Source organism: Streptomyces sp. NPDC046215 (assembly GCF_040646215.1).
Lineage (GTDB): Bacteria > Actinomycetota > Actinomycetes > Streptomycetales > Streptomycetaceae > Streptomyces > Streptomyces stramineus.
The window spans coordinates 73,377-94,027 of the sequence record NZ_JBEYZW010000008.1 but is presented as its reverse complement, the minus strand read 5'-3'; the positions used below and the strand labels follow the sequence as shown (position 1 = coordinate 94,027).

General features: G+C 70.6%; 20 protein-coding genes and 1 pseudogene. 18 read left to right on the top strand and 3 right to left on the bottom strand.

Features of this window, described 5'->3' with window-relative positions; translation table 11 throughout:
- Window positions 1-19 precede the first annotated feature (19 nt).
- The 10 genes from ABZ951_RS05885 to ABZ951_RS05840 all read left to right on the top strand — a co-directional run bounded on the left by ABZ951_RS05885 (window position 20) and on the right by ABZ951_RS05840 (window position 11,163).
- Window positions 20-442 (top strand): ester cyclase, encoded by a 423-nt coding sequence (locus tag ABZ951_RS05885; protein WP_344085119.1) that lies wholly within the window; start codon window positions 20-22, stop codon window positions 440-442.
- Window positions 439-1,296, top strand: coding sequence for an SDR family NAD(P)-dependent oxidoreductase (locus ABZ951_RS05880; protein WP_344085122.1), 858 nt, complete (start codon window positions 439-441; stop codon window positions 1,294-1,296). Before ABZ951_RS05885 ends, ABZ951_RS05880 begins: the two co-directional genes overlap by 4 nt.
- Before the next feature lie 27 nt (window positions 1,297-1,323).
- Window positions 1,324-2,736 (top strand): cytochrome P450, encoded by a 1,413-nt coding sequence (locus ABZ951_RS05875; protein WP_344085125.1) that lies wholly within the window; start codon window positions 1,324-1,326, stop codon window positions 2,734-2,736.
- Complete coding sequence (locus tag ABZ951_RS05870) at window positions 2,733-4,208, top strand: aldehyde dehydrogenase family protein (protein ID WP_344085128.1); 1,476 nt, start codon at window positions 2,733-2,735, stop codon at window positions 4,206-4,208. The genes ABZ951_RS05875 and ABZ951_RS05870 overlap by 4 nt, the downstream gene beginning before the upstream one ends.
- A 40-nt stretch (window positions 4,209-4,248) precedes the next feature.
- Complete coding sequence (locus ABZ951_RS05865) at window positions 4,249-5,472, top strand: FAD-dependent monooxygenase (RefSeq protein WP_344085131.1); 1,224 nt, start codon at window positions 4,249-4,251, stop codon at window positions 5,470-5,472.
- Between the two features lie 62 nt (window positions 5,473-5,534).
- Entirely contained in the window at window positions 5,535-6,560 is a 1,026-nt protein-coding gene (locus tag ABZ951_RS05860) for an NADP-dependent oxidoreductase (protein WP_344085134.1), read from the top strand.
- Window positions 6,561-6,608: 48 nt separating this feature from the next.
- Complete coding sequence (locus tag ABZ951_RS05855) at window positions 6,609-7,985, top strand: monooxygenase (protein WP_344085137.1); 1,377 nt, start codon at window positions 6,609-6,611, stop codon at window positions 7,983-7,985.
- Complete coding sequence (locus ABZ951_RS05850) at window positions 7,978-8,766, top strand: SDR family NAD(P)-dependent oxidoreductase (protein WP_344085139.1); 789 nt, start codon at window positions 7,978-7,980, stop codon at window positions 8,764-8,766. The genes ABZ951_RS05855 and ABZ951_RS05850 overlap by 8 nt, the downstream gene beginning before the upstream one ends.
- A gap of 496 nt (window positions 8,767-9,262) precedes the next feature.
- Window positions 9,263-10,414 (top strand): transposase, encoded by a 1,152-nt coding sequence (locus ABZ951_RS05845; RefSeq protein ID WP_361279157.1) that lies wholly within the window; start codon window positions 9,263-9,265, stop codon window positions 10,412-10,414.
- Between the two features lie 107 nt (window positions 10,415-10,521).
- Window positions 10,522-11,163, top strand: coding sequence for a ScbR family autoregulator-binding transcription factor (locus ABZ951_RS05840; protein ID WP_344085142.1), 642 nt, complete (start codon window positions 10,522-10,524; stop codon window positions 11,161-11,163).
- 118 nt (window positions 11,164-11,281) lie between these two features.
- On the opposite strand, the gene ABZ951_RS05835 is transcribed toward ABZ951_RS05840, so the two are convergent.
- Window positions 11,282-11,944, bottom strand: a complete 663-nt coding sequence (locus tag ABZ951_RS05835) for a DUF5324 family protein (RefSeq protein ID WP_344085145.1) — start codon at window positions 11,942-11,944, stop codon at window positions 11,282-11,284.
- Window positions 11,945-12,202: 258 nt separating this feature from the next.
- Between ABZ951_RS05835 and ABZ951_RS05830 the strand changes: the two genes are divergently transcribed.
- Together ABZ951_RS05830 and ABZ951_RS05825 are read left to right on the top strand one after the other, a co-directional pair.
- Entirely contained in the window at window positions 12,203-12,736 is a 534-nt protein-coding gene (locus ABZ951_RS05830) for a peptidylprolyl isomerase (protein ID WP_344085148.1), read from the top strand.
- A 97-nt stretch (window positions 12,737-12,833) separates the two neighbouring features.
- Complete coding sequence (locus ABZ951_RS05825; protein ID WP_344085150.1) at window positions 12,834-13,718, top strand: rhomboid family intramembrane serine protease; 885 nt, start codon at window positions 12,834-12,836, stop codon at window positions 13,716-13,718.
- 288 nt (window positions 13,719-14,006) lie between these two features.
- On the opposite strand, the gene crgA is transcribed toward ABZ951_RS05825, so the two are convergent.
- Window positions 14,007-14,264 (bottom strand): cell division protein CrgA, encoded by a 258-nt coding sequence (crgA, locus tag ABZ951_RS05820; protein WP_344085153.1) that lies wholly within the window; start codon window positions 14,262-14,264, stop codon window positions 14,007-14,009.
- A gap of 155 nt (window positions 14,265-14,419) precedes the next feature.
- Here crgA and ABZ951_RS05815 point away from each other — a divergent pair, with 155 nt between their 5' ends.
- The 6 genes and pseudogenes from ABZ951_RS05815 (at window position 14,420) to ABZ951_RS05790 (ending at window position 18,438) form a co-directional block, all read left to right on the top strand.
- Window positions 14,420-15,184 carry a DUF881 domain-containing protein gene (locus ABZ951_RS05815; protein WP_344085156.1) on the top strand — a complete coding sequence of 255 codons (765 nt, stop codon included), beginning with the start codon at window positions 14,420-14,422 and terminating at the stop codon, window positions 15,182-15,184.
- Between the two features lie 21 nt (window positions 15,185-15,205).
- Complete coding sequence (locus ABZ951_RS05810) at window positions 15,206-15,910, top strand: class E sortase (protein WP_344085159.1); 705 nt, start codon at window positions 15,206-15,208, stop codon at window positions 15,908-15,910.
- A 71-nt stretch (window positions 15,911-15,981) separates the two neighbouring features.
- Window positions 15,982-16,158 (top strand): hypothetical protein, encoded by a 177-nt coding sequence (locus ABZ951_RS05805; RefSeq protein ID WP_344085162.1) that lies wholly within the window; start codon window positions 15,982-15,984, stop codon window positions 16,156-16,158.
- Window positions 16,155-16,793: an aminodeoxychorismate/anthranilate synthase component II gene (locus ABZ951_RS05800; protein WP_344085165.1), complete on the top strand. Its 639-nt coding sequence runs from the start codon at window positions 16,155-16,157 to the stop codon at window positions 16,791-16,793. Before ABZ951_RS05805 ends, ABZ951_RS05800 begins: the two co-directional genes overlap by 4 nt.
- A gap of 200 nt (window positions 16,794-16,993) precedes the next feature.
- Window positions 16,994-17,698 (top strand): annotated as a pseudogene (locus ABZ951_RS05795) (class E sortase); the annotation flags it as partial.
- Window positions 17,699-17,730: 32 nt separating this feature from the next.
- Entirely contained in the window at window positions 17,731-18,438 is a 708-nt protein-coding gene (locus ABZ951_RS05790; protein ID WP_344085168.1) for a class E sortase, read from the top strand.
- 75 nt (window positions 18,439-18,513) lie between these two features.
- Here ABZ951_RS05790 and pknB read toward each other — a convergent pair whose 3' ends face one another.
- Complete coding sequence (pknB, locus tag ABZ951_RS05785) at window positions 18,514-20,556, bottom strand: Stk1 family PASTA domain-containing Ser/Thr kinase (protein ID WP_344085171.1); 2,043 nt, start codon at window positions 20,554-20,556, stop codon at window positions 18,514-18,516.
- Between the last annotated feature and the right edge of the window lie 95 nt (window positions 20,557-20,651).

The following is a 20,651-nucleotide window of genomic DNA, read 5'->3' as shown; positions in this document are numbered from 1 at the left end:
CGAACGAAGGAAGAAGACCATGTCCGAGATCAGCGCCAACCGCCGTCTGCTGGAGCACTACTACGAGGAGTGCCTCAACAAGGGCGACCTCGACGCCGTCTACGCGAAGGCCGTCCCCGAGCACGTGAGCCACGGCACGGTGGCCGAGGGCTTCGAGGGGCTGGAGCACCTGCGCGAGTGGGTCAGGATCCAGCGCGCGTCGTTCCCCGACCTCCACGTGACCGTCGACGAATGGATCGAGGAGGGCGACAGCAAGATCGTCCAGCGGTTCACCGCGCGCGGCTCGCACACCGGCGAGGACTACCACGGCATCCCGGCCTCCGGGCGGAGCTTCGAGATCTGGGGCATCGTCATCGACCACTTCAAGGACGGCAAGATCACCGAGAGCTGGTTCTCCATGGACGGCATGGAGCTGGCCAAGCAACTCGGGGTCTTCGGGTGAGCACACCACAGCCCGTCGCGCTGATCACCGGCTGCTCGTCGGGGATCGGCCGCGCCACCGCCGTCCGGCTGCACCGGGCCGGGCTCCGGGTCGTCGCCACGGCCCGCGACCCCGGGACGCTGGAAGCCCTGCGGGAGCTGGGGACGGACACCCGCGCCCTGGACGTCACCGACGAGGACTCCGTGCGCGCGGCCGTCGAGGGCGTCACCGCCGAGCACGGCCGGATCGACGTCCTCGTGAACAACGCGGGCTACGGCCTGTCCGGCACCTTCGAGGAGACCGGACTGGACCGCGTCCGCGACCAGTTCGAGACGAACGTCTTCGGCCTGGTCCGGCTCACCCAGCTGGTCCTGCCGGGCATGCGGGAGCACGGCGGCGGCACGGTCGTCAACGTCTCGTCGATCTTCGGGCGCTACGCGGCACCGGGCGGCGGCTACTACCACGCGAGCAAGCACGCCGTCGAAGCGCTCAGCGACGCGCTGCGCCTGGAGGTCTCCGGCTTCGGCATCCGCGTCGTGGTCGTCGAGCCGGGGCCCGTCCACACCGCGTGGGGCCAGGCGTTCATCGACCGGCTGCCGGCGCCCCGCGAGGACTCCCCCTACCGGCGCTTCCACGAACGGACGGCCGAGTACTACGACGCCCTCTACAACCGCACCCGCAAGACGCTGGCCGGCACCTTCGCCATCGAAGCGGACCAGGTGGCGGCGGCCATCGAGAAGGCCGTACGCGCCCGCAGGCCGCGGGCGCGCTACCCGGTCGGCCTCCTCGCCGCGAGCACGATCGCCTTGCGCCGGCTGGTGCCCGACTCCGTCTTCGACGGCGCGTTCATCCGCCGGCAGTTCCCGACGCCGTAACCAGTCGATCCTTGAGGTGACGACAGCATGACGACCACGTCGCGTACCGCGGCCCTGCGGCAGGTTCCCGGGCCGCGGGGTGTGCCGGTCCTGGGCAGCCTTCCCCAGTGGAAGACGTCCACCGCCGAATTCCTGCTCCAGGTCCAGCGTGACTACGGCGAGATCAGCCGGATGAAGCTCGGCCCGCAGACCGTCTACCTGGTCTCGGACCCGGACGCGGTCGGCCGCGTACTGAAGGAGAACAGCGGCAACTACGTCCGCGGCAGCCTCTACGAGCAGTTCAAGACCGTCATGGGCGACGGGCTGCTCACCACGGACGGCGACTTCTGGAAGTCGCACCGCCGGGCCGTCCAGCCCGCCTTCCTGCGCAAGGCCGTGACGGCCGTCGGCCCCTACGTGGTGGACGCGACCAACGAGATGCTCGACGAGTGGGAGGAGCGCGCCCACCGGGGCGAGCCCGTCGACCTGATCACCGAGACGCTGAAGCTGACCCTGGTCACGCTGAGCCGCTCCCTGTTCGGCTTTGACATCAAGCCCGCGGCCCCCGTGCTCAAGGACGTCGTGGACAACGTCGTCGAGGTGATGTTCAAACACGGCTCGGTCGCCGAGATGCTGCCGTCCTGGCTGCCGACGAAGCGCAACCGCTCCATAGCCCGCGACCGCCGGATCTTCGGCCGGCTGGTCGAAGAGATCAGGGAACGGCACGCGCGCACCGGCGAAGGCCGCCTGATGGAGCTGATCGAAGCCGCCACCGACCCGGTCACCGGGGAGCGGTGGAGCGACGAGGAGATCCGCGACGAGATGCTGACCATCTATCTCGCCGGCCACGAGACGACCGCTGTGGCGCTGCTGTGGACGCTGCTGTCCGTGGCCAACAACCCCGCCGCACAGGAGGAGATGGACGAGGAGATCGACCGCGTCCTGGGCGGCCGGGTGCCCGGCCCCGAGGACGTGGAGGAACTCCAGTACACCAAGCAGGTCGTCGACGAGTCCCTGCGCCTCTACCCGCCGATCTGGGTCTACCCCCGCGATGCCGTGGGCGACGACGAACTCGGCGGCTACCGCATCCCGGCCAAGTCCTCAGTGCTGCTCTCGCCCCTCGTCTCCCACCGCAATCCGCGCTACTGGGACAACCCGGAGGCGTTCGACCCGCACCGCTTCGACCCCCACCTGGTCAAGCAGCGCCCGCGGATGACCTACTTCCCCTTCGGCGCGGGCGCCCGGATGTGCATCGGGAACTACATGGCGCTGCTGGAGCTGCGGATCGCCGTCGCGATGATCAGCCAGCGCTTCCGGCTGAGCGTGCTGCCCGGCAACTTCATCCGCTACGGGGACACCTCGATCTCCCTGCGCCCGATGAGCGACGTCTGGGTGAAGCTGCACCCGCGCGACGCGCGGCCCGCGGCCTCGGCCCCGTCCGGCACGGGAGCGGTGGCATGACCACAGTGGACACCGCGCGGGAGATCATCTCCCGCGACCCGCGTGACGGGCGCGAGCTGGGCCGCTACCCGGTCCACACCGCCGCCGAGGTGACCGCCGCCGTCGAGGGCGCCCGCGCGGCCGCGGCCCGCTGGTCGGGGATCGGCTTCGCCGCCCGCCGCAAGCACCTGGACACCTGGCGGCGGCTGCTGCTGCGGCGCGCCGACGAACTGATCGAGCTGATCTCGGCCGAGACGGGCAAGACCCGGGCCGACGCGCAGCTCGAAGTGATCCTGATGGTGGACCACCTGCGCTGGGCGGCGGCCCACGCCGAGAAGGTGCTGCGGCGCCGCCGGGTGGGCCCCGGGCTGCTGATGTTCAACCACAGCGCCACCGTCGACCACCACCCGCTCGGGGTGGTCGGGGTGATCGGGCCGTGGAACTACCCGGTGTTCATCCCGATCGGCCCGATCGCCCACGCCCTGGCCGCCGGCAACGCCGTGGTGTTCAAGCCCAGCGAGTACGCCCCCGCGACCGGACGGTGGCTCGCCGACACCTTCGCCGAAGCCGTGCCCGGGCACCGGGTCCTCGACGTCGTCCTCGGCTTCGGGGAGACCGGCGGTGCCCTGTGCCGCTCCGGAGTCGACAAGATCGCCTTCACCGGCTCGACCGCCACCGGCAAGCGCGTCATGGCGGCGTGCGCCGAAAGCCTCACCCCGGTGCTGCTCGAATGCGGCGGCAAGGACGCCGTGATCGTCGACCACGACGCGGACCTGGAGGCGGCGGCGGACGCCACGGTGTGGGGCGGCCTGTCCAACGCCGGGCAGACCTGCGTCGGCGTGGAGCGGGTCTACGTGCACCAGGCCGTCGCCGAGCGGTTCACCGAGCTCGTCGTCGCCCATGCGAAAGACCTCCGGGCCGGCGCGGCGCGCGAGTCGGACATCGGTCCGATGACCACCCCGGAACAGCCCGGCATCGTCGCCGCGCACATCCAGGACGCCCTCGCCCGGGGCGGGAGCGCCCTGCTCGGCGGCCCCCACTCCGTGCGCGCCCCCTATGTCGATCCGGTCGTCCTCACCGATGTGCCCGAGGACTCGGACGCGCTCACCCAGGAGACCTTCGGCCCGGTCATCGTGATCAACCGGGTCGCCTCCATGGGCGAGGCGGTTGAGAAGGCCAACGCCTGCGCCTACGGGCTCGGAGCCGCCGTCTACTCCCGCACACGAGGGCCCGCGATCGCCCGGCGGCTGCGCACCGGAATGGTGTCGGTCAACTCGGTACTGGCCTTCGCCGGAGTACCCGGACTGCCCTTCGGCGGCACCGGCGCCTCCGGATTCGGCCGGGTGCACGGACCGGAGGGGCTGCGGGAATTCTCCCGCACCCAGTCCGTGACCCGACAGCGCATACGGCCCCTCCTCCAGCCGCTGTCCTTCCGGCGCACCCCCCGCACGATGGACATCCTCATGCGTCTCGTCCGGACCGTGTACGGCTGAACCCCGCTTTGCATCTCATGACGAAAACACCGGAGTTGACGTGGGAATACCGAACGAAACCGATGTGCTGATCGTGGGCAGCGGCCCGGCCGGCGCACTGCTGGGCTGCCTGCTCGCCCGCCGGGGCATCGACGTCCTCGTCGTGGAGAAGCAGCCGGACTTCGAACGGGACTTCCGGGGGGAAAGCCTCGCCGCGCCATCGGTGATCGCCCTGCGCCGGCTCGGATTCGGTCCCGCGCTGGAACGCCACGGCTATCTGGAGAGCTCCGGTGTCACCATGTGGCTGGAAGGCCGCCGGATCTTCCACGTCGACTACAACCGCTTCTCCGTCGGCACCCTGCCGATCGAATTCCCCCAGCCGCCTCTGATCCGCGCCTTCCACGAAGGGGCGGCGGGGCTGCCGAACCACACCTTCGCCGCGGGCACCCGGTTCACCGGGCTGCTGGAGAAGGACGGGGCGGTCCGCGGCGCCGTGCTCAAACAGGGCGACGGCACCGCGGTCGAGGTAGCGGCACGCCTCGTCGTGGGCGCCGACGGGCGCTTCTCCAAGGTGCGCAAAGCCGCCGGCCTGGACCCGGAGATCGCCCAGGCCGAGCGGGACCTGCTCTCCTTCAGGCTGCCCCGCCCCGACGGCTGGGCCCTCGAATCGGAGCTCGTCGTCGACCACGACCGGCACCTCGCCGTCCTGCCGACCTACCCGGACGCCCTGCGGGTCAGCCACAACCTCCCCAAGAAGGGCCTCGGCGCGCTGCGCAAGGCGGGCTTCGACAGCTTCCGCGAGCGCGTCGCCGCCATCGACCCCCGCCTCGCCCCGCTGCTCGAAGGACACCTGCGGTCCTGGGACGACACCAGCTTCCTGGAGGTCTTCAACGCCCAGGTGGACCAGTGGGCGCGCGACGGGCTCGTCCTCGTCGGAGACGCCTCCCACACCTGCACACCCACCCTCGGGCAGGGCGTCAACCTCGCCTTCCAGGACGTCGTCGGCCTGACCCCGCTGATCGCCGCCGCCCTGGCCCGCGGCGAGCGCGACGGTGTCGTACGGGCCGGCGTGTTCGCCGCGTTCCTCGCCGAACGCCGCAAGCACAAGGACTTCGTGACCGGCTTCCAGCGGCGCCAGGAGTCCTCGCTGGCGATGAGCACGCCCTGGCAGACCGCGCTGCGCCGGGCCCGGATGCGGACGCTGAACGCCCTGCCCGTGAAGTACCGCGTCTTCGACCGGCTGCTGAACCTCCCCCACGGCATCGACCCGGCCGACGAGCGCTGATCCCGGCCGTCCGGACACGTACGCAGCAAAGACCGATGAAGTCAGAGAGAGGAAACCGCGTCATGTGCGCACTGCCCGCCACCAGCCGTGAATGGCATCTGGTCGCCCGCCCCGAGGGCGAGCCGAAGCCGGAGGATTTCGCACTGCGCGAGGCCGCCGTCGGCGCACCCGGCGAAGGCCGCGTCCTGGTCCGCAACCTGTACTTCTCCGTCGACCCGTACATGCGCGGCCGGATGGGCGTCACCCCCGGCTACGCCTATTTCCCGCCCTACGAGCTGAACGAGGCGCTCGGCGGCCACGCCATCGGCGAGGTCGTCGCGGCGAACGCTCCGGGCTTCGAACCCGGCGACCACGTCCTGCATTTCGCCGGCTGGCGGGAGTACGCGGACATCTCCGCGGCCGAAGCCACCAAGGTGGGCCGGGAAGGGATACCGCTCACCGCGTATCTCAGCGTCCTCGGAATGACCGGCCTGTCCGCCTACGCCGGGCTCTACGAAGTCGCCTCCTTCAAAAAGGGCGATGTCGTCTTCGTCTCCGGCGCCGCGGGAGCCGTCGGCAGCCAGGCCGGCCAGCTCGCCAGGCTCAGTGGCGCCGCACGGGTCATCGGATCGGCCGGCACCGACGACAAGGTCAAGACGCTCATCGAGGAATTCGGCTTCGACGCCGCCTTCAACTACCGCACCGCGCCCGTCGCCGAACAGCTCGCCAAGGCCGCCCCCGACGGCATCGACGTCTACTTCGACACCGTCGGCGGCGACCACCTCGAAGCGGCGATCGCCTCGCTCAACGAGCACGGCCGCGTCGCGATGTGCGGTGCCATCGCCCAGTACAACGACATCGAGGCCCCGCCGGGCCCGCGCAACCTCGCACAGGCCATCGGCAAGCGGCTCAGCCTGCGCGGCATGCTCGTGACCGACTTCGAGGCACTGCAGCCGCGCTTCGTCGAGGACGTCTCCACCCGGGTCCTCTCCGGCGAACTCACCTGGACCGAAACGATCGTCGACGGCATCGAGAACGGCACCGACGCCTTCCTCGGGCTCTTCCGGGGCGACAACACCGGAAAGATGATCGTCCGCCTCGGCCACTGACCCGGATCAGGTCACGCGAGGACCCGTACGCACGAAGAGGGAGAGAACATGGCCGTGGTCGGCAGACATGCCGTGGTCATCGGGGGATCGATGAGCGGTCTCATGGCGGCCCGCATCCTCACCGAGCACTTCTCCACAGTGACGGTGCTGGACCGGGACAGCCTCCCCGGGACTCCGAGCCCGCGCCGTGGCGCGCCCCACGCGGAGCACGGGCACGCGCTGCTGCTCAGCGGCAAGCGGAAGCTCGGGGAGCTCTTCCCCGGCATCGACAGCGAGCTGCTCGCCCGGGGCGCGGTGCCCTTCGACCCCGGCCTCGAACTCCTGATGCACCAGATGGGCGCGCTGCGGCAGCGCTTCCGCAGCGGAGACCAGGGCCTCAGCCTCACCCGGGCCCTGCTGGAGCACACCGTGCGCGCCCGGGTCGCCGCCCTGCCCACGGTGGAGATCCGCGACCGCACCGCCGTGTGCGGACTCACCGGTACGACCGGCCGGGTCACCGGAGTGGAACTGGAAAGCGGCGAAACGCTCCGCGCCGACCTCGTCGTCAACGCCTCGGGACGCGGCGGCGCGGGCGCCGACAACTGGCTGCGCGCCCTCGGCTGCCCGGCCCCCGAGACCGACGCCGTGAAGGTCGACGTCGGCTACACCACCCGGCTCTTCCACCGGCAGCCCGGCGAACGGCTCGCCGGCGGCGGCCTGGCGCACGTGATGGCGGGAGCGAACGGCGACAAGCGGGCCGCCGCCGTGTTCGCCGTCGAGGGCGACCGCTGGATGGTCACGCTCGGCGGCTGGCACCGCGCGCACGCCCCCACCGACCCCGCGGGCTTCGCCGAGTTCGCCGCCGCCCTGCCCAGCAAGGCCGTACGCGACGTCGTCTCCGGGGCCCGGCCGGTCGACGACGGCGAGGCGAAGAAGTTCACCTTCCCCGCCGCCCGCCGCCGCCGCTTCGAACGGCTGCGCCACCTGCCGTCCGGCTTCGTGGCCGTCGGCGACGCGCTGTGCAGCTTCAACCCCCTGTACGGGCAGGGCATGACGGTCGGCGCCCTGGAGGCCGTGGCACTGGGCCGCGCCCTGGACACGGCGGGCGGCACGGGCCCCGCCATGGCCCGCGCCTACTACTCCGCCGCCGCCAAAGTCATCGACGCGCCCTGGCAGATGGCGATCGGTGGCGACTTCGCCCATCCCGAGACCACCGGCCCCAGGCCGCGCGGCACCGCCGTCCTCAACTGGTACACCGGCCGGGTCCTGCTGGCCAGCCACGTCTCCGCGCCGGTCAACCGCGTGCTGATGGACGTGCAGCAGCTCCTCGCCCCGCCGAGCGCGGTGCTGCGGCCCACGACGGCCGTACGCGCTCTGCTCGTCGCCCGGCGTTCCCCGGCCCTCCTCGCAACCGCTCTCCGAAAGAAGGAAGCTCTCCATGTCTGACACGTCCAAGGCCACGGCCGCACCGGCGGACGCACAGGAATTCGCCGGCCGGACCGCCCTGATCACCGGCGGCGGCTCGGGCATCGGCCGGGCCGTCGCCCTCCGCCTGGCCGGGGCCGGCGCCGCCGTCGTCGTCACCGGCCGGGACAGCGACAAGATCGAGAAGGTCGCCGCCGAGATCGAGGAGCGCGGCGGCCGGGCCCTGGCCGTGGTCGCCGACGTCACCGACCCGGACGCCGTCGCCGCGTCCGTGCGCGCCGCTGTCGACACCTTCGGCGGGCTGCACCTCGCGGTCAACAACGCCGCGATACCCGGCCCCAAGGGCATCACGGGGGAGTTCCCGCCCGAGGCGTTCCAGCAGGTCATCGCGACCAACCTCACCGGTGTCTTCAACAGCCTGCACCACGAGCTCCCGGCGATCGTCGCCTCGGGCGGCGGCGCCGTCGTCAACATGGGCTCGATCCTGAGCGTGAAGGTGCTGGCCGGCTCGCCCGCGTACACCACCGCCAAGCACGGCTTGATCGGCCTGACCAAGACGGCCGCGCTCGAATACGCCCCGCTGGGCGTGCGCATCAACGCCGTGGGCCCCGGCTTCGTCGAGACGCCGTTCCTGGTGGACTTCGACGAGCCGACGAAGGACTACTTCGCGGGGCTGCACCCGGCGGGCCGGTTCGGCACCACGGAGGAAGTGGCGGAACTGACCGCCTTCCTGCTCTCCGACCGGGCGTCGTTCGCGTACGGCAGCTTCTACCCGGTCGACGGCGGATACGCGGCGTCCTGACCGGCGCGCGCCGCCGGATGCGCGGCGCCTACCGTAACGCAGCGTCAGGATCGCCACGGCGGAGTCATCGCGGACGGTGACCCCGACGTGGCGGACCGTCAAGCGGAATTGAACGCTCGGTTAGTTTTTCTGCGGAAAATCGCGCCTTCACATCAGACCGGTGATGCAGAACGCGTTCTGTTCGTTCCGCCCCAATAGAGGAGACTTGACTTTTTTAGCGGCTGATAGAGGTACATACCACCCGACCGGCGACCTCCCTGCCCTCGCCGAGGCGGCGGTGTGACGTTGATAACGCTGATCTTGATGGCCAAATAACTGACCCCATGTTCAACTACTGAGTGCTACTGAGGGCAAACGGGGGCTTTTGCGATCACAGTGCGTGATCGCAATTGCTGTGTTCGGAGCAGGGGGCAGAAACGTGTCCAGGTTGAATGCGCTACGGGGTGATGTCCGGCGCGAGGCCGCCGGAGACGCGGCTGCGGAGTTCTCCAGACGCATGCTGATGTCGCTGCCGCGCCGCGATCAGCGCGAGCGGGGCGAATGGTACGTATCGGGTCTATTGTCCGTGCCGGGGCGCAAATCCATGCGCTCCATCGCGTCCCTGGTGGGCGGCAGCGCGGCCGAGCAGCGTCTCCAGCACTTCATCAGCAAGTCCTCCTGGGACTGGGAACCGGTGCGCAAGGCGCTGGCCTCGCACATCGACCGGGTGCTGGTGCCGCAGGCGTGGGTGGTGAAGCCGATGGTCGTCCTGAAGACCGGCGACCACACCGTCGGCGTGGAGGAGTCGTTCGTCTCCCAGCTCGGCAAGGTGGTCAACAATCAGCGCTCGTACAGCGTCTGGCTGGCCAACGAGCAGCGGAGCGCGCCGGTCAACTGGCGCCTGGTGCTCCCCCAGAGCTGGGTGGAGGACGAGGCGCGGCGCAGGCGGGGCGAGATTCCGGAGGAGATCGGCCGGAGCCGGCGGCGGCCGTGCGCGCTGGAGGCCGCGCTCGAAGTCGCCGCCGGCTGGGGGCTGCGGCGCCGGCCGGTCGTGATGGACACGCGGGAGTACGACGCGTCCGCCTTCGTCCGCGGCTTCACGCACGCCGACGTGCCGTTCGTCCTCAGGATCGACGGATCGACCCCGCTGGTGCCGCAGGACGTGGCGCTGCCGCGCCACCGCGAGCAGCCCCTCCCGGCCCGGCAGCTGATCGAAGGCGTGAAGCGGTCCTCCCGCGCGGTCGGCTGGGTGGACCCGAACAGCTCCGTCGCCCGCTCCGCGCTCGTCACCGGAACCAAGGTCGCCCTGCCGCACCTGCCGGCCGCCCCGGCGCGGCCGGATTCCGCGGAGTCCCGCGGGGAGCCGCCGCTGCAACTGGTCGGCGTGTGGTCGGGCAGCACACGCCGGCCGCGGGAGCTGTGGCTCTCCAACATGACCGAGGTGCCCCCCGCCGTCCTCCTGCGCCTGGGCCTGCTCACCGAACGGGTCGACCGTGACTTCTCCGAGGTGAGCAACCGGGTGGGAGCCATGGATTTCGAAGGCCGCACCTTCGGTGGCTGGCACCGGCACATGACCCTGAGCTCCGTCGCGCACGGCATCGTGGCCCTCTCCCCGTCCTGCCGGCAGGGCCAGGAATCACCCCGCGAGGGCTATCCCCGCACCGCCTGACGCCACCCCGCCGGATCCGCCTGCTGCGCGGAGCGGCGGGCCCGCTTCACCGGACGGCCGGTATCCTGTGCTCCATTTTCAGGATCAGCCAGGTGAAGAGGGTGAAAATGGCGTCTCAGACCCGGGGTGCTCGAACGCGGCAGCAGCTGTTGGACGCGGCTGCTGCCGTGTTCCTCGAGTGCGGGTACGAGGGTGCCAGCATGGGCGAGATCACGAAGCGCGCGGGCCTCACCAAGGGGGCCGCGTACTTCCACTTCAGCTCCAAGGAGGCGCTGGCCCGCAGCGTGCTCGACGAGGCGGTGACCACGGACGGCGTGCTGCCGCAGACGCTCAAGCTGCAAGAACTCGTCGACATCGCCATGGGGCTCGCCTACCGCCTGCCGCGGGAGCCGGTGCAGGCGGCGGTGCTGCGGCTCGCGGTGGACAACACCGCGCGCCGGCTGCTCGGCACCGCCTGGCCCGAGTGGATCACCGTGCTCACGGACGTTCTCGTGGAGGCGAAGCGCCGCGGGGAGACGCTGCCCCACCTGGATCCCGTGCAGACGGGCCGGGTCGTGATGAGTGCCTGGACCGGGATGTCACTCGTCCTGGACGAGGTGCCCAGCGGCGCGGACCTGGAGCACCACATCGCCTCGCTCCTCGACCATCTGCTCCCCTCGATCGCCGTGCCCGCGGTGCTCGCCCAGCTGGACACCGCGCCGGGACGCGGCGCCCGGGTCGCGCTCGTCCCGCTCGGATCGACGGCCTGAGGCGCGGTCCCGACAGCCCCTCTTCTCATCTCCCCTCACCGCCGCACGCCGCGAGGCGGGAGATTCTTGATGTCTCCCGCCTCGCGGCGTCTGTGCTTCCCGGCCGGGCCGGAGGGGGTCAGCGCTGGTCGCCGCGCTCCTCGGCGTCGTCCTCGGCACGGTCCTCGCGGTCCTGCTTGGCCTGGACGTCCGGGTCGAGACCGGCTTCCGCGCTGCCGTCCACCGCGGTCAGCGGGGAGCGGTCGGCGATCTCGGTGGGGGCGGGGGGCTCCACCAGCCAGTCGGGGTTGGCCTGCTTGTCCCACCACTTCCAGGCGGCGTACGCGCCGCCCGCCAGCAGCCCGAAGAGGGCGAAGCGCTTGGCGACCCGGCCCGCGCGGCACCGGCGGTCGCGCTTCTTGAGGAGCTTGTCGATGTCCGCGGCGGACACCTGGCCGCGGAGCGCGGCCAGCGCCGCGGCGCTCCTGGCCACGGCCTCGTCCCGGACGGGCTCGGCGGCGGCCCGGGCGCGGGCGGCCGCCTGGTCGACCTTGGGCGGAAGGGAGTCACGGACGTGCTCCAGGCGCGGGGCCAGGTGGGCGTGGTACTGCTCGCCGGCGGCGGTACGGGCCTGCCGTGCGGCGGTCGAGACCCTGGGAGCGATCTGGGTTCGCGCTTCGTGTGCGAGGTGCACGGCCGCGTCCTTGGCCGTACCGGCGTAGGGCGCCACCACGTCCGCGGCGTGTCGCACGCTGTCCTTGGCCGTGCTGGTCGCGGCGAACACGCTGTCCTTGCGGGTCACGAGAACCTCCTCCTCGGTGGCGTATGTTTTGTCGCCTTTCCACCCAGTGAAAAATCATGCCTGCCAAAGGGCGGTCCGGCACGTGCGAGCGGGCATCCGGGTCATCAGGAGTGCTTCGGTGGGCTTCGGTGAACTTCGGTGAGCTTCGCTCGACAATGCCACGGTTTCGCGCCGCGCGCGGGTGTTTGCCGCCTACTCGCCGCGAACCCGTCCGTGCGAGGATCGTTAGCCGTCAGTGAAGACTATGGAAGGTAGATCGTGGCTGATCAGCTCTACGCCACCCTGAAGACCAACCAGGGCGACATCGAGGTGCGGCTCCTGCCGGACCACGCGCCCAAGACGGTCAGGAACTTCGTCGAGCTTGCCAAGGGCGAGCGGGAGTGGGTCAACCCGGAGACGGGCGCGAAGACCACCGACAAGCTCTACGACGGTACGGTCTTCCACCGCGTCATCGAGGGCTTCATGATCCAGGGTGGTGACCCGCTGGGCAACGGCACCGGGGGCCCGGGGTACAAGTTCGCGGACGAGTTCCACCCCGACCTGGCCTTCACCAAGCCGTACCTGCTGGCCATGGCCAACGCCGGTCCGGGCACCAACGGCTCGCAGTTCTTCATCACCGTGTCGCCCACCGCGTGGCTGACCGGCAAGCACACCATCTTCGGCGAGGTCGCGAACGACGCCGGCAAGAAGGTCGTGGACGCCATCGCGACCACCGACACCAACCCGCGCACCGACCGTCCCGTCAACGACGTCGTCATCGAGTCGGTCGTGGTCGAGACCCGCAAGGGCTGATCACCCCCGGCCGGGAACCCGCAGCCCCGCCCGTCCGTATGACGGGCGGGGCGTGCGTCGCAGGCAGGCCCGTCCGCGACAGGCCCGAGGGGAACGCATGAACGACCAAGCGGTCGGCTGTTACCGGCACCCGGACCGGGAGACGGGGATCCGCTGCACGCGCTGCGACCGGTTGATCTGTCCGGAATGCATGGTCAACGCGTCGGTGGGATTCCACTGCCCGGACTGCGCGAGCGGCCGGACGGCCCTGGCCGGGGACGCCCCGGGCGGGACCTCCCACGTGCGCGCCACCGCGCCGCGCACGATCGCGGGCGGCACCCAGGTGGCCGACCCCCGGCTGGTGACCAAGGTCCTGCTCGGGCTCAACGTGGCCCTGTGGATCCTGGTGCTGGCCGTCGGCGACCGGCTCCTGGAGGACCTGGAGCTCTTCGGCCGGGCGCAGACCGCCTACGGCGAGCCGCTGGAAGGCGTCGCGGAAGGCCAGTGGTACCGGCTGCTGACCGCGATGTTCCTGCACCAGGCGCCCATGCACCTCGCCTTCAACATGCTCTCGCTGTGGTGGCTCGGCCCACCGCTGGAGGCGGCGCTCGGCCGCGGCCGGTACCTCGCGCTCTACATGCTGTCCGGTCTGGGCGGCAGCGCGCTGACGTTCCTGATCGCCGACCCGGCCCAGCCCTCGCTCGGCGCCTCCGGGGCGGTCTTCGGCCTGCTGGGTGCCACGGCCGTGCTGATGCGCCGGATGAACTACGACATGCGCCCGGTCATCGCGCTGCTCGTCCTCAACCTGATCTTCACCTTCGCCTGGCAGAACATCGCCTGGCAGGCACACATCGGCGGCCTGGTGCTGGGCACGGCGGTGGCGTACGGCCTGGTGCACGCGCCACGGGAGAAGCGCGCGCTCGTGCAGGGCGTCACCTACGGCCTGGCGCTGCTGGCGATCGTCGCGACGGTGGTCGTACGGCTCGCCCAGCTCACCGGGTGATCACGGCCCCGTCCACGGTTCCCACCGGCTGTCCCCACCGGTTGTCCACAGCGTGTACAGAATCTTGTGCACGCTGTGGGGAACAGCTGTCCGACATCGCACAGACCTACGTTTTCGCTGGAAGCAGCCCTGCGGCCGTCGATACGGAGCGCTTGCGATCAGTCACACCGGCGTCAACGCCGGGGAAGTTATCCACAGATCTTCTGAGTTTTTCCCCACTGTGGACGAGGGTGTGGATAACTCCCCGGAAAGCTGCCCGGAGGGCTTGCGCGAAGCCCCCTGGAAGCCCTACTTCCACTGGGTGGAGACCACGAACCCCGCTGCGATGAAGCCGAAGCCGACCACGATGTTCCAGTTGCGCAGCGACTCCACCGGCATGTCACCACTGGTCACGTAGAAGACGACGATCCAGGCCAGCCCGATGAGGAACATCGCCAGCATCAGCGGCGCCACCCAGCTGCGCCCACTGGTCAGCTTGATGTTCTGCTGCTGCTTCGCCGGCGGCGGCGTGAAGTCGTCCTTCTTGCGGATCCGTGACTTCGGCACGAGGAACTCTCCTGTCGATGCGCTGCGTGACCGCGCTGGGGATACAAGGTGGGTACAAAGGGCTGTCGGCCGGTTCGGGGTGCGACGGGACGCCACCATCCCCCGGGCGTCCGTTAGCGTAGTGCTTCCGCGGCGTCGGAGAGGATAAGGGTACGTTGAGCAATTCTGCGGACTCCACCAGCACGCCTTCCCGGCGATTCCGGCCGGTGCGGCTGCTGACCGGCGGGGTCTTCGCGCTGGCCGGTCTGATCTTCTGGACCAGCTTCAACACCGCTCACGGCACCAATATCCGCACCGACGACTCCATGCTCCGGCTCTCCGACCTCATCCAGGAACGCAGCCGCAAGAACGCCGGCCTGGACGACAGCACCGCGGGCATGCGCTCCCAGGTCGACGCCCTGGCCCGGCGCGACAGCGGCAACACCGCCGCCGAGAACAAGAAGCTCGCCGACCTGGAGGCGGGCGCCGGCACCCGCAAACTCACCGGTGCGGCCCTGACGGTGACCCTCGCGGACGCCCCGCCGAACGCCACCGCCAAGATCCCCGGGGTCCCCGACCCCCAGCCGAACGACCTGGTCATCCACCAGCAGGACCTCCAGGCCGTCGTCAACGCCCTGTGGAAGGGCGGCGCCAGGGGCATCGAGGTCATGGACCAGCGGCTGATCTCCACCAGCGCCGTGCGCTGCGTCGGCAACACCCTCATCCTCCAGGGCCGGGTCTACTCCCCGCCCTACAAGGTCACCGCCGTCGGCGACCGCGGAGCGCTGCGCAAGGCTCTGGACACCTCGCCCGCGATCCAGAACTATCTCCAGTACGTGAACGCCTACGGGCTCGGCTGGAAGGTCGACCAGCACGACACGGTGACCCTGCCCGGCTACTCGGGCACGGTGGACCTCCACCACGCCAAGCCCGTCGGGTAGACCCCGGGAGGGAGCCGGCCGGTGAGGGTGCGCTTCGTCGTCCGGACCCTCAGCGAGCTGTGCGTCACCGCCGGCACCCTGATCGTCCTGTTCGTCGTGTACGTCCTGTACTGGACCGGCATCCGGGCGGACAGCGCCATGGACGACGAGCTGGGCCGCCTCCAGGACCGCTGGTCCACCGGCCCCGTGGCCGGCGCGGCCGGTACGGCCGGTGCCGCCCGGGCGGCGGACCCCGCCGCGGCCTCCCGCTCCTACCGGGACGGCGAGTCCTTCGCCGTCATGTACATCCCCCGCCTCGGGGCCGGATGGGCCAAGCCCGTCCTCCACGGCACCGGCACCGAGCTGCTCAAGAAGGGCCTCGGGCACTACGAGCGGACCGCGCGGCTCGGCGGAAAAGGGAACTTCGCCGTCGCCGGCCACCGCCGCACCTACGGCGACCCGTTCAAGGACCTCCCCGAACTGCGGCCCGGTGACGCGGTGGTGCTGACCGACGGCACGACCTGGTTCACCTACCGCGTTGACGCCGCGCCCCACCGCACGCGGCCGGACGACATCGGCGTGATCGACCCCGTACCCGCCGGATCCGGCTTCCGGGGGCCGGGCCGCTACCTGACCCTGACCACCTGCGAGCCGGAGTGGGGCCACAGTCACCGGCTGATCGTCTGGGCGCACCTGGACGCCACCTCGCCCGTCACCGAGGGCAGGCCGAAGGCTTTGGCCGGCTGACCCGCCCGCCCCGCGCGCGCCCTTTAGTCTGGTGCCACCAAGCGACTACGTCATCGGCAAGTGGGGACAGCATGTACGGCTGGATCTGGCGGCATCTGCCGGGCAACTCATGGGCGCGGGCGCTGACCTCGCTGCTGCTCGTGCTGGCGATCGTCTACATCCTGTTCCAGTACGTCTTCCCCTGGGCGGAACCACTGCTGCCGTTCAACGACGTCACGGTCGACAACGGAATGGCGGTGAACCGGTGAGTGCACGCATCCTCGTCGTGGACAACTACGACAGCTTCGTCTTCAACCTCGTCCAGTACCTTTACCAACTCGGTGCCGAGTGCGAGGTCCTGCGCAACGACGAGGTCGAGCTCGGCCACGCGCAGGACGGCTTCGACGGGGTGCTGCTCTCCCCCGGCCCCGGAGCGCCCGAACAGGCGGGCGTCTGCATCGACATGGTCCGCCACTGCGCGTCGACCGGCGTGCCGGTCTTCGGCGTGTGCCTGGGCATGCAGTCGATGGCCGTCGCCTACGGCGGTGTGGTCGGCCGGGCCCCCGAGCTGCTGCACGGCAAGACCTCCCTGGTGACCCACGAGGGCACCGGCGTCTTCGAGGGCCTCCCCTCGCCCTTCACGGCCACCCGCTACCACTCCCTCGCGGTCGAGCGGGAGAACTGGCCGGACGAGCTGGAGATCACCGCCTGGACGGAGTCGGGCATCGCGATGGGCCTGCGCCACCGCGAGCTGCCCGTCGAGGGGGTCCAGTTCCACCCCGAGTCGGTGCTCACCGAGTGGGGCCACCGGATGCTGGCCAACTGGCTGGTGACCTGTGGCGACGCGGCCGCCGTCGGACGATCGGCGGGCCTTGCCCCGGTGGTCGGCAAGGCCGGGGCGTGACGGAGGTACGCCCTCCTGGAGCCCCCCGAGTCGTAGCGCAGCCCCTGCCGCCCGAGGACCATCCGACACTGGAGCTGCGCCGGCCGGCTCCGTCGCCCGTGGCGGCCCCGGCGCCGCCGTCGGGCACCGGGGGGCGCGCCGCCCGCCGAAAGGCGGCACACGGGGCTCACAGGGCCCATAGAGCCCACGGAACACACCGGGCTCACCGGGTGGCGCGCCGGGACAGCGCCGGCGTGCTGCTCAGCCGCCTGGTGGGCGAGCTGTTCATCACCGTCGGCGTGGTCCTGCTGCTGTTCGTCGCCTACCAGCTGTGGTGGACCAATGTGATCGCCCACCAGCAGGCGGGCGGAGCGGCCGATCACCTCCGCAAGTCCTGGCAGCGGGACACCGGCGCCGCCGACCGCGACGCGGGGGAGTTCTCGCCCGGCGAGGGCTTCGCGATCCTCTACATCCCCGCCCTGGACGTGAAGGCCCCGATCGCCGAGGGCATCGGCAAGCACCAGGTCCTGGACCGCGGCATGGTCGGGCACTACGCGCAGGGGGCCCTCAAGACCGCCATGCCCTGGGACAAGAGCGGCAACTTCGCCCTGGCGGGCCACCGCAACACCCACGGCGAACCGTTCCGGTACGTCAATCGGCTGACGCCCGGCGACAAGATCGTTGTCGAGACGCGAAGCACCTTCTACACCTATGAGATGACAACCCGTCTGGAGCAGACCCCGCCGGCGAACGTCGGGGTCATCGCGCCGGTGCCCCCGGGTTCCGGCTTCACCCGGCCCGGCCGCTACCTCACCCTGACGACCTGCACGCCCGAGTTCACCAGTACGTATCGAATGATTGTCTGGGGCAAGATGGTCGACGAGCGGCCCCGGAGCCAGGGAAAGCCGGACGCCCTCGTCGGGTGAGTGCACAGCGGAGCGAATCGGGGTACGGCGCGGTGGCAGGGAACGACGGCGACGAGCCCCGGCGGCCGACCCGCGGGCGGAGCCGCATCGCCGCCGCGATCGGGGTGGTCGGGGAGCTCCTGATCACGGCGGGCGTGCTGATGGCGCTGTTCGTCGTCTATTCGCTGTGGTGGACGAACGTGCTCGCCGACCGCGAGGCGAAGAAGCAGGGCAACCAGGTCCGCGAGACCTGGGCGAAGGGGCCCGGCGCCCTGGACACCAAGGACGGCATCGGCTTCCTGCACGTGCCGGCGATGCGCAACGGCGAGGTGCTCGTGCGCAACGGCACCTCCAGCGCGGTGCTCAACGAGGGCGTCGCCGGGTTCTACCGCTCTCCCGTGAAGTCCGCGATGCCCTGGGACACAGAGGGAAACTTCACGCTCGCGGCCCACCGGGACGGACACGGCGCGAAGTTCCACAACATCGACAAGATCAAGACCGGAGACGCGGTCGTCTTCGAGACCCGCGACGTCTGGTACGTCTACAAGGTCTACTCCGAGCTGCGGCAGACCTCGAAGTACAACGTCGACGTGCTCGACCCCGTGCCGAAGGAATCCGGCGCCAAGAAGCCGGGCCGCTACCTCACCCTGACGACCTGCACCCCGGTCTACACCTCCGACTACCGCTACATCGTCTGGGCGGAACTGCAGCGCACGGAGCAGGTCGACAGCGAGCGCACCAAGCCCCGCGAACTGCGCTGACCCCCTCATCACGGACGAAGTCCCGGCCACCCCACTTCGGGTGCCGGGACTTCGTCCGTCTGTTCGGGCGCGCCGTCAGTGGCGCTGACCCCCTATGAAGCCACCGAAGAAACCGCCGCCGTTGTTGCCGCCGCCGGGCGAGCCGGTGTCCCCGCCGGGGCCGCCGGGGCCTCCGGGGGTCCCGGAGTCGCCGCCGGGCAGACCCGCGACCGTGGTGATGTCGACGGGCGTGTTCTTGGCGACCTGGGTGCCGGCGGGCGGGTTGGTCGCGACAACACTGGCGTTGTCGTCCTGCGGGCCGCCGATGTTGCCGACCCTCAGGCCCGCGTCCGTCAGCGCCTTCTTCGCGTCCTTGAGCTTGTTGCCCGTCGTGGGCGGCACCGTGATCTTCTGCCCCGCCTTGGCCACGGTCAGCGTGACGGTGGAGCCGGGCCGTGCGGCGGTGTTGCCGTCAGGGCTCTGCCGCAGGACGTTGCCCACCGGCTGGTCCGACTCCTCCTCCTGCTTCGTCACTGTGAAGCCGAGATCGGACAGCTGCTTCTTGGCCGCGTCGAAGGGCTGGCCCACCACCGACGGCACCTGCTTGTTCTGCTCGGCCTCGGCGACGGTCAGGGTGATCTCCGCACCCTTCTTCGCCTTGCCCGTCGGGTTCTGGCTGAGGACGGTGCCGGGCGTCCGCTCGGACGGCTTCGTCTTCTGCGTGACGGTGAAGCCCGCGTCCGTCAGCTGCTTCGACGCCTCGTCGAACGACAGGCTGACGACGTTCGGGATGGCGACCATCGGCGCGCCCTCGGAGATGACGACCTTGATCTCGCTGCCGCGCTTCACCTTGACCCCGGACTTGGGGTCCTGCTCGCAGACCTTGCCCTTGTCCTGCTCACACGCCTTGGTGCCCGACTTCACGACCTTCAGATCGACGTTCTGGCCCTGGCTCTGCGCCTCCTGCAGGGTCGACCCCACCAGGTTGGGCGCCGAGATGTCGGAGCTGTTGTTGGTGCTGCCGAAGAGCGACTTGCCGATGAAGATCGCACCCACGAGCACCAGGATGCCCGCGACGATCAGCAGGATCGTCGAGAGGTTGCTCTTCCGGCCGCCACCGCCGCCGCGCCGGCGGCCGTTGCCGTCGTCGTAGCCGCCGTAACCACCGTCGTCGTCGCGCACCGGCGGCAGCATCGACGTCTGGCCGGCACCGTGGTCGTGCGAGCGCAGCATCGTGGTCGGCTGGTCCTCGCCGTACCCGCCGCCGTGCGCGCCCATGCCGGCGGCCGCGGCCACCGGCTGACCCTCCAGGGCCGCCTCGATGTCGGCGCGCATCTCGTCGGCCGACTGGTAGCGGTAGTCCGGGTCCTTCGTCAGCGCCTTGAGGACGATGGCGTCCATCTCGGGCGTGATCTCGGGGTCGAACGTGCTCGGCGGGTTCGGCTCCTCCCGCACGTGCTGATAGGCGACGGCCACCGGCGAGTCGCCGATGAAGGGCGGACGCACCGTCAGGAGCTCGTACAGCAGGCAGCCGGTGGAGTAGAGGTCCGAACGCGCGTCGACCTGCTCGCCCTTGGCCTGCTCCGGGGAGAGGTACTGGGCGGTGCCGATGACGGCCGCGGTCTGCGTCATCGTCATGCCGGAATCGCCCATCGCGCGGGCGATGCCGAAGTCCATGACCTTGACCTGGCCGGTGCGCGTCAGCATGACGTTCGCCGGCTTGATGTCGCGGTGGACGATGCCGGCGCGGTGGGAGTACTCCAGCGCCTGCAGGACGCCGGTGGTCATCTCCAGCGAGCGCTCGGGCAGCAGCTTGCGGCCGGAGTGCAGCAGCTCGCGCAGCGTGGACCCGTCCACGTACTCCATGACGATGTACGGGATCGAGACCCCGTCCACGTAATCCTCGCCGGTGTCGTACACGGCGACGATCGACGGGTGGTTGAGCGAGGCCGCCGACTGGGCCTCCCGGCGGAACCGGGCCTGGAAGGACGGGTCACGGGCGAGGTCCACCCGCAGCGTCTTCACGGCGACGGTGCGGCCGAGCCGGGTGTCGTGGGCGAGGTAGACCTCGGCCATGCCACCGCGGCCGAGCACCGAGCCCAGCTCGTACCGGCCGCCGAGGCGACGCGGCTCTTCCATAGCTCCAGCCCTTCCGTTTTCCTGACCGCACCGGCGTGGGTCCGGCGGTGTGCTGTCCGGCATACCGTACCCGGCACGCTGCACACCTTCCGGCC

Coding starts and splice junctions, on each gene's coding strand:
- ABZ951_RS05885 (WP_344085119.1), top strand. CDS start 20: ATGTCCGAGATCAGCGCCAACCGCCGTCTGCTGGAGCACTACTACGAG.
- ABZ951_RS05875 (WP_344085125.1), top strand. CDS start 1,324: ATGACGACCACGTCGCGTACCGCGGCCCTGCGGCAGGTTCCCGGGCCG.
- ABZ951_RS05870 (WP_344085128.1), top strand. CDS start 2,733: ATGACCACAGTGGACACCGCGCGGGAGATCATCTCCCGCGACCCGCGT.
- ABZ951_RS05860 (WP_344085134.1), top strand. CDS start 5,535: ATGTGCGCACTGCCCGCCACCAGCCGTGAATGGCATCTGGTCGCCCGC.
- ABZ951_RS05855 (WP_344085137.1), top strand. CDS start 6,609: ATGGCCGTGGTCGGCAGACATGCCGTGGTCATCGGGGGATCGATGAGC.
- ABZ951_RS05850 (WP_344085139.1), top strand. CDS start 7,978: ATGTCTGACACGTCCAAGGCCACGGCCGCACCGGCGGACGCACAGGAA.
- ABZ951_RS05845 (WP_361279157.1), top strand. CDS start 9,263: ATGCTGATGTCGCTGCCGCGCCGCGATCAGCGCGAGCGGGGCGAATGG.
- ABZ951_RS05840 (WP_344085142.1), top strand. CDS start 10,522: ATGGCGTCTCAGACCCGGGGTGCTCGAACGCGGCAGCAGCTGTTGGAC.
- ABZ951_RS05825 (WP_344085150.1), top strand. CDS start 12,834: ATGAACGACCAAGCGGTCGGCTGTTACCGGCACCCGGACCGGGAGACG.
- ABZ951_RS05805 (WP_344085162.1), top strand. CDS start 15,982: ATGTACGGCTGGATCTGGCGGCATCTGCCGGGCAACTCATGGGCGCGG.
- pknB (WP_344085171.1), bottom strand. CDS start 20,556: ATGGAAGAGCCGCGTCGCCTCGGCGGCCGGTACGAGCTGGGCTCGGTG.